Source organism: Asanoa ferruginea (assembly GCF_003387075.1).
Lineage (GTDB): Bacteria > Actinomycetota > Actinomycetes > Mycobacteriales > Micromonosporaceae > Asanoa > Asanoa ferruginea.
In genome coordinates, this window is record NZ_QUMQ01000001.1 from 5,630,252 (window position 1) to 5,645,240 (window position 14,989).

The 14,989-nt window shown below is 71.0% G+C and carries 12 protein-coding genes and 1 pseudogene; 8 read left to right on the top strand and 5 right to left on the bottom strand.

The window, feature by feature from the left end; translation table 11 throughout:
* Window positions 1-8: 8 nt before the first annotated feature.
* The 4 genes and pseudogenes from DFJ67_RS26355 (at window position 9) to DFJ67_RS26370 (ending at window position 3,421) form a co-directional block, all read left to right on the top strand.
* Entirely contained in the window at window positions 9-1,052 is a 1,044-nt protein-coding gene (locus DFJ67_RS26355; protein ID WP_116070479.1) for a LacI family DNA-binding transcriptional regulator, read from the top strand.
* 37 nt (window positions 1,053-1,089) lie between these two features.
* The gene (locus tag DFJ67_RS26360) at window positions 1,090-1,917 is read left to right on the top strand and encodes a dioxygenase family protein (RefSeq protein WP_116070480.1); all 828 of its coding nucleotides are present in this window, start codon (window positions 1,090-1,092) and stop codon (window positions 1,915-1,917) included.
* Window positions 1,917-2,587, top strand: a pseudogene (locus DFJ67_RS26365) (spermine/spermidine synthase domain-containing protein); the annotation flags it as partial. The gene DFJ67_RS26360 and the pseudogene DFJ67_RS26365, both read left to right, overlap by 1 nt.
* Complete coding sequence (locus DFJ67_RS26370) at window positions 2,561-3,421, top strand: hypothetical protein (RefSeq protein ID WP_116070482.1); 861 nt, start codon at window positions 2,561-2,563, stop codon at window positions 3,419-3,421. The pseudogene DFJ67_RS26365 and the gene DFJ67_RS26370, both read left to right, overlap by 27 nt.
* Window positions 3,422-3,538: 117 nt before the next feature.
* Here the strand turns inward: DFJ67_RS26370 and DFJ67_RS26375 are convergent, their stop codons facing one another.
* Complete coding sequence (locus tag DFJ67_RS26375; RefSeq protein WP_239096970.1) at window positions 3,539-4,162, bottom strand: TetR/AcrR family transcriptional regulator; 624 nt, start codon at window positions 4,160-4,162, stop codon at window positions 3,539-3,541.
* Window positions 4,163-4,246: 84 nt separating this feature from the next.
* Between DFJ67_RS26375 and DFJ67_RS26380 the strand changes: the two genes are divergently transcribed.
* Window positions 4,247-4,861 carry an LUD domain-containing protein gene (locus tag DFJ67_RS26380; RefSeq protein ID WP_116070483.1) on the top strand — a complete coding sequence of 205 codons (615 nt, stop codon included), beginning with the start codon at window positions 4,247-4,249 and terminating at the stop codon, window positions 4,859-4,861.
* On the opposite strand, the gene DFJ67_RS26385 is transcribed toward DFJ67_RS26380, so the two are convergent.
* Window positions 4,858-5,574: an alpha/beta fold hydrolase gene (locus DFJ67_RS26385; protein WP_116070484.1), complete on the bottom strand. Its 717-nt coding sequence runs from the start codon at window positions 5,572-5,574 to the stop codon at window positions 4,858-4,860. The two genes, DFJ67_RS26380 and DFJ67_RS26385, sit on opposite strands and share 4 nt — an antisense overlap.
* 13 nt (window positions 5,575-5,587) lie before the next feature.
* Window positions 5,588-6,550 (bottom strand): DUF2267 domain-containing protein, encoded by a 963-nt coding sequence (locus tag DFJ67_RS26390; RefSeq protein ID WP_116070485.1) that lies wholly within the window; start codon window positions 6,548-6,550, stop codon window positions 5,588-5,590.
* Window positions 6,551-6,704: 154 nt separating this feature from the next.
* On the opposite strand from DFJ67_RS26390, the gene DFJ67_RS26395 reads away from it, so the two are divergent.
* The gene (locus DFJ67_RS26395; protein WP_116076669.1) at window positions 6,705-9,221 is read left to right on the top strand and encodes an ATP-dependent Clp protease ATP-binding subunit; all 2,517 of its coding nucleotides are present in this window, start codon (window positions 6,705-6,707) and stop codon (window positions 9,219-9,221) included.
* 9 nt (window positions 9,222-9,230) lie between these two features.
* A complete protein-coding gene (locus tag DFJ67_RS26400) occupies window positions 9,231-11,579 on the top strand; it encodes a phosphoketolase family protein (RefSeq protein WP_116070486.1) in 2,349 nt (782 codons plus the stop codon).
* A 257-nt stretch (window positions 11,580-11,836) separates the two neighbouring features.
* Here the strand turns inward: DFJ67_RS26400 and DFJ67_RS26405 are convergent, their stop codons facing one another.
* Window positions 11,837-12,961 (bottom strand): epoxide hydrolase family protein, encoded by a 1,125-nt coding sequence (locus tag DFJ67_RS26405; protein WP_116070487.1) that lies wholly within the window; start codon window positions 12,959-12,961, stop codon window positions 11,837-11,839.
* 98 nt (window positions 12,962-13,059) lie between these two features.
* A complete protein-coding gene (locus DFJ67_RS26410) occupies window positions 13,060-14,037 on the bottom strand; it encodes an ArsR/SmtB family transcription factor (protein ID WP_116070488.1) in 978 nt (325 codons plus the stop codon).
* Between the two features lie 159 nt (window positions 14,038-14,196).
* Here DFJ67_RS26410 and DFJ67_RS26415 point away from each other — a divergent pair, with 159 nt between their 5' ends.
* Window positions 14,197-14,982: a S1C family serine protease gene (locus DFJ67_RS26415; RefSeq protein ID WP_116070489.1), complete on the top strand. Its 786-nt coding sequence runs from the start codon at window positions 14,197-14,199 to the stop codon at window positions 14,980-14,982.
* Window positions 14,983-14,989 lie beyond the last annotated feature (7 nt).

The following is a 14,989-nucleotide window of genomic DNA, read 5'->3' on the forward strand; positions in this document are numbered from 1 at the left end:
TCGACCCCATGACGAAAGGGCGATCCATGCCAGCGGCCTCCGACGACAAACGGACCGTGACCATCGCGGCGATCGCACGCCTGGCCGGCGTGTCGGTGCCCACCGTGTCGAGGGTCCTCAACGGCCGCGCCGACGTGTCGCCGCACACCCGCAAGCGGGTCGAAGACCTGCTCAGCCAGCACGGCTACCGGCGCCGCCCGCCCAGCATGCGTGCAAACTCAGGGCTGGTCGACCTGGTCTTCAACGACATCGACAGCCCGTGGGCGGTGGAGATCATCCGCGGCGTCGAAGACGTCGCGCACGCCGCCGGGGTCGGCACGGTGGTGTCGGCCATCCACCGCCGCACCTCGTCGGCCAAGCAGTGGCTCGACAACATCCGCACCCGCTCGACCGAGGGCGTCATCTTCGTGACCTCGACGCTCGAGCCGCCGCTGCAGAGCGAGTTGCGCCGGCTCAACATTCCGGTGGTCATCGTCGACCCGGCCGGAGTGCCGCCGCAGGAGTCGCCCACCATCGGCGCCACCAACTGGGTGGGCAGCCTGCACGCCACCGAATATCTGATCGGCCTGGGCCACCGGCGGATCGGCTTCATCGCCGGCCCGCCCCAGCTCATGTGCAGCCGCGCCCGCCTCGACGGCTATCGCGCGGCGCTCGAGTCGGCCGGCATCCCGGTCGACGACACGCTGATCCGCCCGGGCAACTTCTACCACGAGGCCGGCTTCGCCGGCGGCACCGAGTTGCTGGCGTTGGCCGACCCGCCGACCGCGATCTTCGCGTCGAGCGACCAGATGGCATTAGGGGTGTACGAGGCGGTCCGCCAGCGCACGCTGCGGGTGCCCGACGACATCAGCGTGGTCGGCTTCGACGATCTGCCCGAGGTGCGCTGGTGCTCACCACCGCTGACCACGGTGCGCCAACCGCTGGCCGAGATGGGCCTGCTCGCCGCCCGCACCGTGCTCCGGCTGGCCCGCGGCGAGCAGATCGAGAGCCCGCGGATCGAGCTGGCCACCGAGCTGGTCGTCCGCGACAGCGCGGTGGCACCGAAGCAATAACCTGGCGACCGTCCAGGGTGGTCACTAGTCTTCGGCCATGACCCAGAGCGATCCGGCCGGTGACCTGACCAGGCAGGTGCTCGACCGCGTCGCGGCGACACCCGACGCGCGGTTGCGCGAGGTGCTCCGGGCCGCGGTCCGGCACCTGCACGGCTTCGCCCGCGAGGTCGACCTGACGCCCGCCGAGTGGCTGGCCGGCATCGAGTTCCTCACCGCGGTCGGCCGGCTCAGCGACGAGCGGCGGCAGGAGTTCATCCTGCTCTCCGACACGCTCGGCCTGTCGTCGCTGGTGGAGACCATCGCCCACCCGGCCGACGCGGCCACCGAGGCGACCGTGCTGGGCCCGTTCTACGTGCCCGACGCGCCGTGGCGGGCGTTGGGCGACTCGATCGCGGTGGCCGACCCTGGTGGCGTGCCGACGCTGGTCCGCGGCCAGGTGCGCGGCGGCTCGGCTCCGCTGGCCGGGGCCGTGCTCGACGTGTGGCAGTGCGCCTCGAACGGCCTCTATGACGTGCAGGACGTCTCGCAGCCGCAGGGAAACATGCGCGGCCGCTTCCGCACCGATCCTTCCGGCGGTTTCGTCTTCCGCACCAGCCGCCCGGTCAGCTACACCATCCCCGACGACGGCCCGGTCGGCGTGCTGCTGCGGGCCACCGGGCGGCACCCCTGGCGGGCGGCCCACATCCACGTCATCGTCTCGGCCGACGGCCACCAGCCGGTGACCACCCACCTGTTCGACGCCGCTGGCTCCTACTTGGACAGTGATGCGGTCTTCGGCGTACGAGCCAGCCTGATCAAGGAGTTCGTCATGCAGCCGGACGGCAGCACCCTGGTCGAGCACGACTTCGTCTTGCGAGCCGCGTGATGGAGACGGTCGAACGCGTCGAAACGCCCCGCGGCGAGCTGGTCCTACGCCGCGACGCCGAACACTATGAGCTGATCAGCAACGGCGTGTTCCTGATGGACACCCGCAGCGGTTCGTCCGAGCGCCTCCTCGTCCGCGCCGCACTGGACGGCGCTTCGCCCGGCACCCGGTTGCTGATCGCCGGCCTGGGCGTCGGCTACTCCCTGGCGGAGGCGGTCGGCTGTGCTTCCGTCGAAGAGATCGTGGTGGTCGAGATCGAGCCGTCGGTGGTCGCCTGGCATGGCACCCACCTGGCGCCGTTCAGCGGGGGAGCGCTCGACGACCCCCGCGTCCGGGTGGTGACGGCCGACCTGGGCAACTGGCTGGCCACGACGGAAGATCTCTTCGACGCGATCTGCCTCGACGTCGACAACGGCCCCGACTGGACGGTCTTCGGCGAGAACGCCGCTCTTTACGACGACGCCGGCACCGCCGTGCTCGGCGCCCACCTCCGCCCGGGCGGCGTGCTGGCGGTCTGGAGCGCGGCCGCCTCCGACGACTACGCCAAACGCCTGGAGACGACGATCGGCCCGGTGCGCACGTTGCTGACCGAGGTCGAACGCGGCGAGCCCGACGTCGTCTATCTGGCCCGGCTTTCCTAGCGGTGCGCGCCGACCCGCCCGACCTGGCGCGCTGGGGCCTGCACTGTTACTGCCCCGAGGCGCTCAGCACCCCGCACGCCGTGGTCGCCGAGGGCAGCAACGGCCGGTTGTTGCACGCGACCCGCGGCGGCGGGGCTTCCCGGGCGGCGCTGCGCGCGCGGGGCCTGGATCCGACCGAGGCGGCGGTCGCCAGGCTGCGTGAGTTCGACCTGCTGGCCGTCGAGGGCGGTCTGCTGCGCACCACGTTTCCGGTGCTGGGCAGCGCCGAGACCACGCCGCTGCGGGCCCGGCTGCGCTCGGTCGGTGCGTCGCTCGCCGCCGGGATCGCCGCGCCGGTCGCCGGGCTGTGCGCCGCGCTTGCCGACCTTGGGCTGGCCGACAGCGCGTACGCCATCGTCTTCGGTCATGCCCTAGACGGCCTCCTCTGGGACCGCCTGGCGCGCGCGGGAAGGACACCGGACACCGCGCTGTGTGCCACCCGCCCGTGGTGGAACGGCGTGTTCTGGGCCGTCTATCCACCGCGACCGGCCGCCGCCGGCACCAACTTCACCCGCACCGACGACGGCACGCTGGTGCGGGTGTGGACGGCAACGACCGCGGACGCCCCCGCGCTCCGCCGTCCCGTGATCCCCGTCGTGGGCGACGGCGGCGAGCTGGACCGACTCGCCGGAAGCGTGGCCGACCAGGTCGCCGAGGCGCTGACGGGCCCGGCCATAGCGGCGCTCCCGATCGACGACGCCCGGGTCGCGACCGTGGTGGTCGCACACGAGCTCATCTGGGATATCACCGATGCGTTGATCGACGCTGGCGCCATCAGCACACCCGAGGACCCGGCCGCGCTGACGTTCCTCAACCGGGGCTGACGCCGGTGTTCTCGCGCGCTACATGTTCTTCTATGTGCGCACATAGAAGAACATGTAGCGCGCGAGAAGACCTCCCCGCTCCGGCGCGACGCGCCCGACGTTGCTGGCCCGGATTGACTACCTGTCGGCCAGCGGGCGGGCGACGCGGCGGACGAGGTCGCGCCAGCCGTTGGTGAGTGAGTCCGCGATCTCGGTCGTGGCGTGGTCGAGGTCGGCCGCGGAGATGTAGAGCAGCAGTGGGCCGTCGAGCGCCGCCGTGAGTTGGATGGCCAGCAGGCCCAGGTCGGCCGGGCCCAGGTCGAGGTGGCTGAGCAGCATCCGGATGTGGGCCTGCGACAGCGACGTCTGCGGCCCAGCGGGGTTGGCCTGCCGGCCGTCGAGCGCGGCGCGGCCGATGTCGCGGTTGTCCATCAGGAAACGGACCCGGGCCTCGCCGAAGGCGATCAACCGGTCCAGCGGCGGCGCGCCGGGGCCGAGCGGGGGCGGGCCGCCCAGCACCTCTTCCTGGAAGCCGTGTTCGGCCTCGTCGAGCAACGCCCAGAAGATCCCCGCGCGGGTGCCGAAGCGGCGGAAGACGGTGCCCTTGCCCAGGCCTGAGCGCTCGGCCAGCGCGTCCATGGTCAATCGATCCGGGCCGGCCTCGGCGAGCATCTCCCGCGCGGTGGCGATCAGGTGCTGCCGGTTGCGGGCGGCGTCGGCGCGTTCGACCTGTGGCGCTCGCCACGTCAAGGGCTCGGTCACGGGCCTCACCCTACCGGCGGGCGGATAACCGGGGTAAAGTCCGCTTGGCACAACCGGACTTTACCCCGCTTAGGAGAGAGACTGATGAGTGACGCCCGATTCACCACGCTGCCCGACGACGCCACGCTGGCCGCGACCGTGGTCGCGCTCGAGGAGCACGGCTTCAGCGTGGAGGTCGTCGACGATCTCGACACGGCCCGCAAGGCCGTGCTGGCCCGCATCCCGCACGGCTCGTCGGTGATGACCAACACCTCGGTGACCCTCAAGGAGACCGGCATCGAGGATGCGATCAACGACGGCGGCCCCTACGACTCGGCCCGGGCCAAGATGCTCGCGCTCGACTGGCAGACGCAGGGCCAGGAGATGAAGCTGATCGCCAACCAGACCGACTACGCCCTGGGCAGCGTGCACGCGGTCACCCACGACGGCACGCTGGTCATCGCCTCGGCCTCGGGGAGCCAGTTCGCGTCGTACGCCTGGGGTGCGGCCAATGTGATTTTCGTGGTCGGCGCGCAGAAGCTGGTGCCCACCCTCCAGGCCGCGCACGAGCGGATCTACCAGCACAGCCTCAAGCTCGAGGACGTGCGCGCGCAGGCTGTCTACGGCCAGCACAGCAGCGTCGGCAAGGTCCTGGAGATCCACCAGGAAATGCCCGGCCGGATCCACATCGTCCTGATCCGGCAGGTCGTCGGCTTCTAAGTTGTTGCCTCGACGGCCTGGAGGATGAGCTGGGTCGCGGCCTCGGGATGTGATGCGAAGGAGACGTGCGACGACGGCACCTCCACGATCGTCGCGTTGGCGCGTTCGGCCATGAACCGCTGGAGGGCCGCCGGGACCGCCTTGTCCTCGGTGCCGAGCAGATACCAGCACGGCAGCGTCTTCCACGCCGGCGGGCCCGACGGCACGCCGGCGAACGCGGCCGCGGCGTAGGGCCGTTGCGTGGCGGCCATCACCGCGGCCGTGTCCGGGTCGATGTCGGCGGCGAACGCCGCGCGGAACGAGTCGAGGTCGAGATAGAGGTCGGCGCCGTCGCTCCCGTCGGGCGCCGTGAACGGCACCGGCCGGATCGCGGGGCCGACCAGGCTTCCCTCGAACTTCTCCAGGAGCTGCTGCTGGCTCTCGCCCTCGTCGCACATCCAGCCGTCGAAGTAGACCAGCGCCTTCACCTGGTCGTTGCCCACGGCGCCCATCGAGATGACGTTGCCGCCGTAGGAGTGGCCGGCGAGCACGATCGGACCGGGCACCGTCTTCAGGAACTCGGCCAGGTATTTCGCGTCGCCGTCCAGCGAGCGCAGCGGGTTGGCGAACGCGACGACCGGGAACCCGCGCTCGCGCAGGGCGCGAATCTCGGGGTCGAAGCCGGTCGCGTCGGCCCAGGCGCCGTGCACGAGGACAACCGTCGGATTAGTCATGGACAACCTCCAGTTAGCCGGCCATGCCGGCGCCCGCGTCGTCGACTGCGATATCCACCCGGTGGGCCAGAGCCACGTCGGCCTCGGTCACCGTGCCCGTCGCCGCCGTGTAGACCGTCAGCGTCGCGGTGCCCGCCGCCGGGCGGGAGATGTGTGGTGAGCGGCCGGTCTCGGCCCGCAGGCCCTCGATCAGCGGCAGCACCCGGTCGAGGTTGTCGGGCGGCAACTCGATCGTGCGGCTCATCGCGTGCCGGTCGCCGGACCAGTCCGGCAGGTCCTGGAGCGCGACGGACACCTCGTCGTCGTCGAGCGCCAGCGGGTGGCCCGACGGTGTGCGCTCGTCCGGCGGCAACGGCTCCGCCAGCGAACCCAGTTCTGGCGGGAGCGGCAGGTCGATGCCGGCGTCGCCGAGCACCGCGAAGACCGCCTGGACCTTGATCCTTATTTCTTCGGGCCGCCGTTCCAGGAGGCGGCCGACTTCGCGGAGGAACATGGTCAGGTCGCGCTCCGGCGGGCCGCTCAGTGTGCGGGCCACCTCCAGCTCACCCGGGAGCGTCTGGATCAGGCGTTTGCCGTCGGGCTCGTCCAGCGAGCGGGCCGTCACACCGACCACCGCGCGGGTCAGCTCGCGGGCCGTCCGGAACTCGTCACCGGTCAGCCGGGCCACCTCGCCGACCATCTCCCGATAACGCAGCCGAGGACCGGCGCCGGCGTCGGTGCTGCCATCTTCGGAACCCGGACGGCGCGGCCACTCCTGCTCCGGCTCGCCCAGCTCGGGGATCCGGGTGGCCCCGGCGTCCGGCTTGTGCCGGCCGGCCGGCACCGGGCCCGCGCGGCGTTTCTCCTGCCGGTGTTCCTGCTGCTTCGAGGCGCCCAGCGTGACGCCTTCCGCGCTCGGTGAGCGATTGGCGCGGCGCGCTTCCCTGGCGAGTTCGCGGCGACGGCGGTTGTCGCCTTCCATCTCCTTGGGGGCCATGTCGTGGGTTGCCCGCTCCGCCCCGGACTACACACCCCGATCCGGCGCTTTCGACACAAGCGCACCACTTACCCCGTACGCCGCGCTTGCCGGTTTGCCCGTCGGACGAACGGGTACGGGCCGCCCTATCGCCGCCGACACGGAGGAGATGGTGATGTCGACCGGATACTGGGGAAACGGGCCGTTCGGCGGGGACCCGTTCGATGAGTTCATGGCCCAGTTCCTTTCCCCCGGCCAACCACGCGCCCGGCTCGACCTGGGCAAGGTGATGAGCCAGGACGCCCGTGAGCTGCTCCAGGCCGCGGCCGGCGAGGCCGCACAGCTCGGCAGCGGCGACCTCGACACCGAGCATCTGCTCTGGGCGATGACCCAGAAACCGCCGCTCAACGAGTTGCTCTCCCGGGCCGGCGCCGATCCGGCGACCCTGGCCGGCGAGATCGAGCAGCGCGACCGCAAGGGCGGGGCGGTGCCCGGGCCGCCGGCGCTGACCCCGAACGCCAAGCGGGTGCTGCTCCAGGCGCATCAGATCTCCCGCCGGCTCGGCTCGTCCTACCTCGGGCCGGAGCACATCCTGCTGGCCCTGACCCTCAACCGGGAGACCGAGGCCGGCCGGCTGCTCGCCATGCACGGGATCAACCCCGAGTCGCTCCAGGCGGCGGCCCAACCCGGCGCGGCCACCGCACCGAGGGTGCCGCAGCAACAGGAGTCAACTACCGGGACACCGACCCTCGACCAGTACGGGCGGGACCTGACCGCGCTGGCCCGGGAGGGGCGGATCGACCCGGTGATCGGGCGGGCCGACGAGATCGAGCAGTGCGTGGAGGTGCTGGCCCGGCGTACCAAGAACAATCCGGTCCTGATCGGCGAAGCCGGTGTGGGTAAGACCGCGATCGTGGAAGGCCTGGCCCAGAAGATCGTCGACGGCGAGGTGCCGCGCACGCTGACCGGCAAGCGCCTCGTGCAGCTCGACGTGACCGGCCTGGTGGCCGGCACCCGCTACCGCGGCGATTTCGAGGAGCGGCTGAAGAACCTGCTGGACGAGGCCCGCGAGCACACCGACGACCTGGTGGTGTTCATCGACGAGATCCACACGGTGGTCGGCGCGGGCGCCGGCGAGGGCGCGACCGACGCGGCCCAGATCCTCAAGCCCGCCCTGTCCCGGGGCGAGCTGCACGCCGTCGGTGCGACCACATTGGACGAATACCGGCGTTACATCGAGAAGGATGCCGCGCTGGAGCGGCGGTTCCAGCCGATCCTGGTGCCGGAGCCGAGCGTCGACGACACCATCGAGATCCTGCGCGGCCTGCGTGACCGCTATGAAGCCCATCATGGCGTACGGTTCACCGACGAGTCGCTGGTCGCGGCTTCCGAGCTGTCCGACCGCTACCTCGCCGACCGGTTCCTGCCGGACAAGGCGATCGACCTGATCGACCAGGCGGGCGCGCGGGTGCAGTTGCGCAGCGGCTCGGTGGCCAAGGACGAGCGCGACGTCGAGCAGCAGATCGAGCAGATCTGCCGCGACAAGGACCAGGCCGTCGCGGCGGAACTCTACGAACGCGCCAGCGAGTTGCGCGACCAGGCGGCCGAGCTGCGCAAGCACCTCGAGGACCGCGGCGGCGGCAGCCAGGCCCAGGTGCCCGAGGTGACGGCCGAGGACATCGCCGAGGTGGTGTCCCGGGCCACCGGCATCCCGGCGCGGCAGCTCAGCGAGGAGGAGAAGGCCCGCCTCGCGAACCTCGAGCAGCGCCTGCACGAGCGGCTGATCGGGCAGGACGAGGCGGTCGCGGCCGTCGCACAGGCGATCCGCCGGTCGCGGACCGGGCTGGGCGACCCCAACCAGCCGATCGGCAGCTTCCTGTTCCTCGGCCCGACCGGGGTCGGCAAGACCGAGTTGGCCCGGGCCCTGGCCGAGACGCTGTTCGGCAACCAGGACCGGATGATCCGGCTGGACATGAGCGAGTTCCAGGAGCGGCACACCGTCAGCCGGCTGGTCGGCGCGCCGCCCGGTTACGTCGGCTACGAGGAGGCCGGTCAGCTCACCGAGGCGGTGCGCCGACGCCCGTACGCCGTCGTGTTGCTCGATGAGATCGAAAAGGCCCATCCGGACGTGTTCAACCTGTTGTTGCAGGTGCTCGACGACGGCCGGCTGACCGACAGCCAGGGCCGCACCGTCAGTTTCAAGAACACCGTCCTGATCATGACGAGCAACCTGGGCTCCGAACTGATCACCGCGGACCAGGCGTCGGTCGGCTTCGAGACCGCCGGCAGCGGCAACGCGCAGCGCGACCTGCGCGACCGGATCACCCGCCGGCTGCGCGAGGAACTGCGGCCGGAGTTCATCAACCGGATCGACGACATCGTCATCTTCGGCCGGCTCGAGCCCGAGCAGCTCACCCGGATCACCGACCTGATGCTGGAGCAGACCCGCCGGCGGATGCACGCCCAGAACATCGCGGTGGAGTTCAGCCCGGGCGCGATCCGCTGGCTGGTCGACCACGGCTACGAACCGGCGTACGGCGCGCGCCCGATGCGCCGCACGATCCAGCGCGAGGTCGACAACCGGCTCTCCGAGATGCTGCTCGACGGTCGGGTCTCGGCGGGGCAGAAGGTCAAGGTCGACGAACGCGACGGCCAACTGACCTTCGAGGTCGAGTCGCCGGTCGCGGCGTAACCACTCGTCATGCCGTTGACCGACCAGGAACTCGGTCGCCTCGATGCCTACTGGCGCGCGGCGAACTACCTGACCGTTGGCCAGATCTACCTGATGGGCAACCCGCTGCTGCGCGAGCAGCTGCGGCCCGAGCACATCAAGCCGCGGCTGCTCGGCCACTGGGGCACCAGCCCGGGGTTGAGCCTGCTCTACGCCCACCTCAACCGGGCCATCACCCAGCACGACCTGAAGATGATCTACGTGACCGGCCCCGGCCACGGCGGGCCGGCGATCGTGGCCAACACCTGGCTCGAGGGCACCTACACCGACCTCTATCCGTCGATCGGGCAGAACGAGGACGGGATGGCGCGGCTGTTCCGGCAGTTCAGCTTTCCGGGTGGCATCCCGAGCCACGTCGCGGCCGAGGTGCCCGGCTCGATCCACGAGGGCGGCGAGCTCGGATATTCGCTAATGCACGCGTACGGCGCCGCGTTCGACAACCCGGACCTCGTCGTCGCGTGCGTCATCGGCGACGGTGAAGCGGAGACCGGCCCGCTGGCGGCCAGTTGGCCGTCGAACACGTTCCTGAACCCGGCCCGGGACGGCGCCGTGCTGCCGATCCTGCACCTCAACGGCTACAAGATCGCGAACCCGACGGTGCTCGCCCGGATCCCCGAAGACGACCTCATGGCGCTCATGCGCGGCCACGGGTATGAGCCGTTCCTGGTGGCCGGCGACGAGCCCGCGGCCGTGCACCAGTTGCTGGCCGCGACCCTGGACACGGTCCTGGCCCGGATCCGCGACATCCAGCGCCGCGGCCGCGCGGGCCGAATGCCCATGATCATTCTGCGTACGCCCAAGGGCTGGACCGGTCCGCGCGTCGTCGACGGCCTTCCGGTCGAGGGCACGTTCCGCGCACACCAGGTGCCGCTGGCACACGTGCGGGAGAACCCGGAACATCTCGCGATGCTCGAGGCGTGGATGCGCTCCTACCGCCCGGAGGAACTCTTCGACCCGGCCGGCACGCCGGTCGCCGAGGTCACCGCGCTCGCACCGCACGGCGAACATCGGATGAGCGCCAACCCGCACGCCAACGGCGGCCTGCTGTTGCGCGACCTGGTCCTGCCCGACTTCCGCAAATACGCCGTGCCGGTCACCGACCCCGGCCGCCCGATCAGCGAGGCCACCCGGGTCCTCGGCGGCTGGCTCCGGGACGTGATCGTCGCCAACCCCGACACGTTCCGGCTCTTCGGCCCCGACGAGGTCGTCTCCAACCGGCTCGACGCCGTGTTCGAGACCACAGACCGCGCCTTCGACGCCACCATCCACCCCGACGACGACCACCTCTCGCCGGACGGTCGCGTCATGGAGGTGCTGTCCGAGCACCTGTGCCAGGGGTGGCTCGAGGGCTATCTGCTCACCGGCCGGCATGGCCTGTTCACCAGCTACGAGGCGTTCATCCACGTCGTCGACTCGATGGTCAACCAACACGCGAAGTGGCTCAAGGTCACCCGCGGCATCCCGTGGCGCCGCCCATTGGCGTCGCTCAACTATCTGCTGTCCAGCCACGTGTGGCGGCAGGACAACAACGGCTTCTCCCACCAGGATCCGGGTTTCATCGACCACGTCGTCAACAAGAAGGCCGAGGTCGTCCGGGTCTACCTGCCACCGGACGCGAACTCCCTGCTGTCCACAATCGACCATTGCCTGCGCAGCCGGCACTACATCAACGTGGTGGTGGCCGGCAAGCAGCCGGCGCCGACGTGGCTCTCGATGGAAGAGGCGATCATGCACTCCCGCCGGGGCCTGGGCATCTGGCGCTGGGCCAGCAGCGACGACGGCGAGGAGCCGGACGTGGTGCTCGCCTGCGCGGGCGACGTGCCGACCCTGGAGACCATCGCGGCGGCCGACCTACTGCGGCAGCGCCTGCCGGACCTCCGGATCAGAGTGGTCAACGTCATCGACCTGATGCGGTTGCAGCCCGACACCGCACACCCGCACGGCCTGCCGGACGCCCAGTTCGACGCCATCTTCACCACCGACAAGCCGGTCATCTTCGCGTATCACGGCTACCCGGCGCTGATCCACCGCCTGACCTACCGGCGCACCAACCACCGCAACCTGCACGTGCGCGGCTACCAGGAGGAAGGCACCACCACGACCCCGTTCGACATGGTGATGCTCAACGAACTCGACCGCTTCCACCTGGTCATGGACGTGATCGACCGGGTGCCGGGCCTGGGCACCCGGGCGGCGTGGCTGCGCCAGGAAATGGTCGACGTGCGCCAGTCGTGCCGCGACTACACCCGCGAACACGGCGAAGACGACCCGCGCATCACCGGCTGGCAGTGGACACCGGAATCCGAAACCGCACCCTAGCTCGGCTTGGGATACGTCTGGATTTCGCTGCAGCGGTTGTCGGGCACGCAGATCCTCATGGTGATGTGCCAGATGCCGCCGACCAGATCTGTGTCGCCGATCGTGTGACCGCGCCGCTGGCGCGGGCGGTTCCCCCCGTGGACACCTGCCAATGACGGCGATAACTGTATCGATGGAGGGAGAGTCGATGTGTCCCGTGGCGCTGCCGCCCAGCCAGCGCGGCCCCCGTTCAACACCGCGCTGGCTGGGCGCAGCGGCTAGGTGAGCGGTCCGAAGAACTCCTTCAGGTCGGTGGCCAGGTCGGCGGGTGCTTCCAAGGCCGGGAAGTGCCGCCCGCGCGGGAACTCCGACCAGCGTGCGCCGGGCGGCGCGGGGACCAGTTTGCGGGTCGTCTCGTCGGCGCCGAAGACCGCGAAAGCCTGTGGGACCGACGGGGGTGCGCCCCAGTCCGAGGAGTGGGCCTGTTCGTAAAGGGTGTGCGCGGCGGTCATGCCGGAACGGGTGAACCAGTAGAGCGACACGTTCGTCAGCACCTGATCCTCGTCGACCGGCAGGTCGGTCCACTCGCGGACCTTCTCGGCGATCCAGGCCAGCAACAGCAGCGGCGAGTCGACCAGACCGTACCCGATCGTCTGTGGCCGGCTGCTCTGGATGGCGAGGTATCCCGACCCCTCCCGCCGGAACGCGTCCATCCGGGCCAGGATGAGTTTGTCGACCGGATCGTTGGCGTCGAGGCGGTCGGCCATTCCGGGCATGAAGGTCGCGACGTAGGCGGCCGTGTAGGGATCGGTGACCACGTGCACGCCGATCACGTGTTCGCCGTCGAGGCCGCCGACCAGGCCCGACACCCCGGCGCCCACGTCACCGCCGTGCACGCCGTAGCGCTGGTAGCCCAGGCGGCGCATCAGCTCGACCCAGGCCGCGGCCGTGCGGCCCATTGCCCAGCCGGGCCCGGACAACGGCGTCGAGAAGGCGTAGCCCGGCAGCGACGGCGCGATGACGTGGAACGCCTGGCCGGCTGCGGGCTCGACCAGCGGGTCGATCAGGTCGAGGAACTCGGCCACCGAGCTCGGGTAGCCGTGGGTGATCAGCAACGGCTTCGCGTCGGGTCGTGGCGAGCGTACGTGCAGGAAATGGATCTGTTGCCCGTCGATCGTGGTGGTGAACTGCGGGTAGCCGTTGAGCCGGGCCTCGTGCGCGCGCCAGTCGTAAGTGCTCTGCCAGCGGTGTGCCAGGTCGCGCAGGTAGTCGGGCGGAACGCCGCGGTTCCAGCCGTCGCCGGGTGTGTCGTCGGGCCAGCGGGCGTTGCCGAGCCGGGCGCGCAGGTCGTCGACGTCGTCCTGGGGGACCTCGATGCGGAATGGCCGGATGTCGTCACTCATCGCACTCCTCCTTGGCGACCGCACGACAAAGGACCACTGTGGCGCGCGCGTGCCCCGCGGACGGAGGCGTTTCCACCTGTGTGGAAACCGGCTGCGTGTCAGGCCGGCGGTGCGTGGCGGCGGATCAGCGCGTCGCCCAGGCGGCTGCGGGTGTGCCGGACGCCCGTTCCCGACCGGGAGCTGGTGACGAGGCCGGCGTCGCGCAGGACACCGATGTGGTGGCTGACCGCGGGGGCCGAGATGCCGACCCGCTGCGCGAGGGCGCCGGTGCCGCACCCCTGGTGGATCGAGATGAGCACCGCCGCCCGCGTCTCACCCAGCAGCCTGGACAGCGCCTGCCGGCTGTTGACGCCCGAGGCCGCGTGGTGGCGGATCGGGTAGACGACGACCTGCGGCAGCGACGCGTCGAAGACGGTGAGCGGATGGACCCGGCAGAAGTAGGACGGGATCAGCCGCAGGCCGCGGCCCTCGAGATGAACGTCGCGCCCCGACGGGTGGTTGGGCAGTTCGAGCACCGGATACGACCAGCGCATCAGCGGGTCGAAGCTGGACAGCAGTCCTTCGACGCCACCGGTGTGCACGGCCGCCCGCCGGGTCGCCAGGTCGCGGTCGACCGCGGCGGCGATCTGCTCGCCGACGGGGTCGACGGCCGACCGGTAGTAGGACCGCAGCAGCTCACCCCAGGCGTGCAGGTCGGCCGCCCGCCCGGACCGCAGGTCTTCCAGCGGGGCGGTGCGCGCCGGCCGCAACTGGTCGAGCTCGGCCACGATGCGCTGCCGCGGCGTGGACAGCACCGCGTCGATGCCGGCCTCGAGGCCGAGCGCGCCCTCCAGCGGGGTGATCAGGTCGGGAAAGTAGGCCGCGTGCGGCGCCAGCGCGAACAGCTTGTGCCGCACCGGCGCGGCGAGCCCCCGGCCGCGCAGCACCTGCGCCGTGTCGCGCCGCCAGTGGCGAAGCTCGGCCTGGCGGTAGCGGCTCTGTAGGGCCTGGAGGCTGTTGACCATCTCCCACATCGGGTCGGGGCCGTCGGTCAACTGGGTGCGCGCCAGATCGAGCCGGGTGAAATGGATACGCACGATCGCCCCCAGACGTCACTGCTGGACCCGACCGTATCCATCGGCCGGACCCGATGCTGTCCGCCGCACTACAGTCCTCCCGAAAGGACGGACATTTAGCATCCCGGCGGAGCGCGGTTAGGGTGGCGCTATGCACCTACGCGTGGGCCGCGGTCCGCGATGACCGTGCCCGACGAGGTCGCCGCCGCTCCGCCGCCCCGCCATTCGCGGCGGGGCCTGCTGATCGCCGCCGGCGTCGTCGTGCTGTTGGCCCTCACCGCGATCGTCGCGTTCCAGGCCGGCGGCGGGGGAGAAGAGCCGCAGGCCGCACCGAGCCCGTCGCCCACCACCGCACCGCCGCTGACCCCCGCGCAGGTCTACGCCGCCCTCGTGCCGTCGGTGGTCGCCATCCGCGGCGCCGGCAACGGCACCGGTGTCGTCGCCAACGCCGACGGCCTCGTGGTCACCGCTTTCCATGTGGTCAAGGGCGCGAAAGACATCGAGATCACCTTCCCGGACGGCACGGCGACCAAAGCCACCCTCGCCGGCAGCGACCCGGAGAACGACATCGCGCTCCTCGCGCCCGAAAACCTGCCCAGCATCGTCGTGCCCGCCGTCATCGGGAACGCCGGCCGGCTCAACGTCGGCGACGACGTCGTGGCCATCGGCAACCAACTCGGCCTGACCGACACCACCACCGCGGGCGTGGTATCCGGCCTGGAGCGGGCCGCGTCCGGGATGGACGGCGGCCGGCTGCGCGGGCTGATCCAGTTCGACGCCGCGGTCAACCCCGGCAGTTCGGGCGGGCCGCTGGTCAACGCCCGGGGCGAGACCGTCGGCATCGTCGTCGCGCTGCTCAACCCGACCCCGGCCGGCACCTTCGTGGGTGTCGGCTTCGCCGTGCCGATCGGCGCCGCCCTCGGTGGTGGCGGCGACGGCACCGGACCGCCCGGACCAGAACAGTAGGAGCGTG

What these genes read in the sequence shown, in the direction of transcription:
- DFJ67_RS26355 (WP_116070479.1), top strand. Translation starts at nt 9, where the DNA reads ATGACGAAAGGGCGATCCATGCCAGCGGCCTCCGACGACAAACGGACC.
- DFJ67_RS26385 (WP_116070484.1), bottom strand. Translation starts at nt 5,574, where the DNA reads ATGACTAATCCGACGGTTGTCCTCGTGCACGGCGCCTGGGCCGACGCG.
- DFJ67_RS26405 (WP_116070487.1), bottom strand. Translation starts at nt 12,961, where the DNA reads ATGAGTGACGACATCCGGCCATTCCGCATCGAGGTCCCCCAGGACGAC.
- DFJ67_RS26415 (WP_116070489.1), top strand. Translation starts at nt 14,197, where the DNA reads ATGACCGTGCCCGACGAGGTCGCCGCCGCTCCGCCGCCCCGCCATTCG.
- DFJ67_RS26395 (WP_116076669.1), top strand. Translation starts at nt 6,705, where the DNA reads ATGTCGACCGGATACTGGGGAAACGGGCCGTTCGGCGGGGACCCGTTC.
- DFJ67_RS26400 (WP_116070486.1), top strand. Translation starts at nt 9,231, where the DNA reads ATGCCGTTGACCGACCAGGAACTCGGTCGCCTCGATGCCTACTGGCGC.
- DFJ67_RS26380 (WP_116070483.1), top strand. Translation starts at nt 4,247, where the DNA reads ATGAGTGACGCCCGATTCACCACGCTGCCCGACGACGCCACGCTGGCC.
- DFJ67_RS26390 (WP_116070485.1), bottom strand. Translation starts at nt 6,550, where the DNA reads ATGGCCCCCAAGGAGATGGAAGGCGACAACCGCCGTCGCCGCGAACTC.
- DFJ67_RS26360 (WP_116070480.1), top strand. Translation starts at nt 1,090, where the DNA reads ATGACCCAGAGCGATCCGGCCGGTGACCTGACCAGGCAGGTGCTCGAC.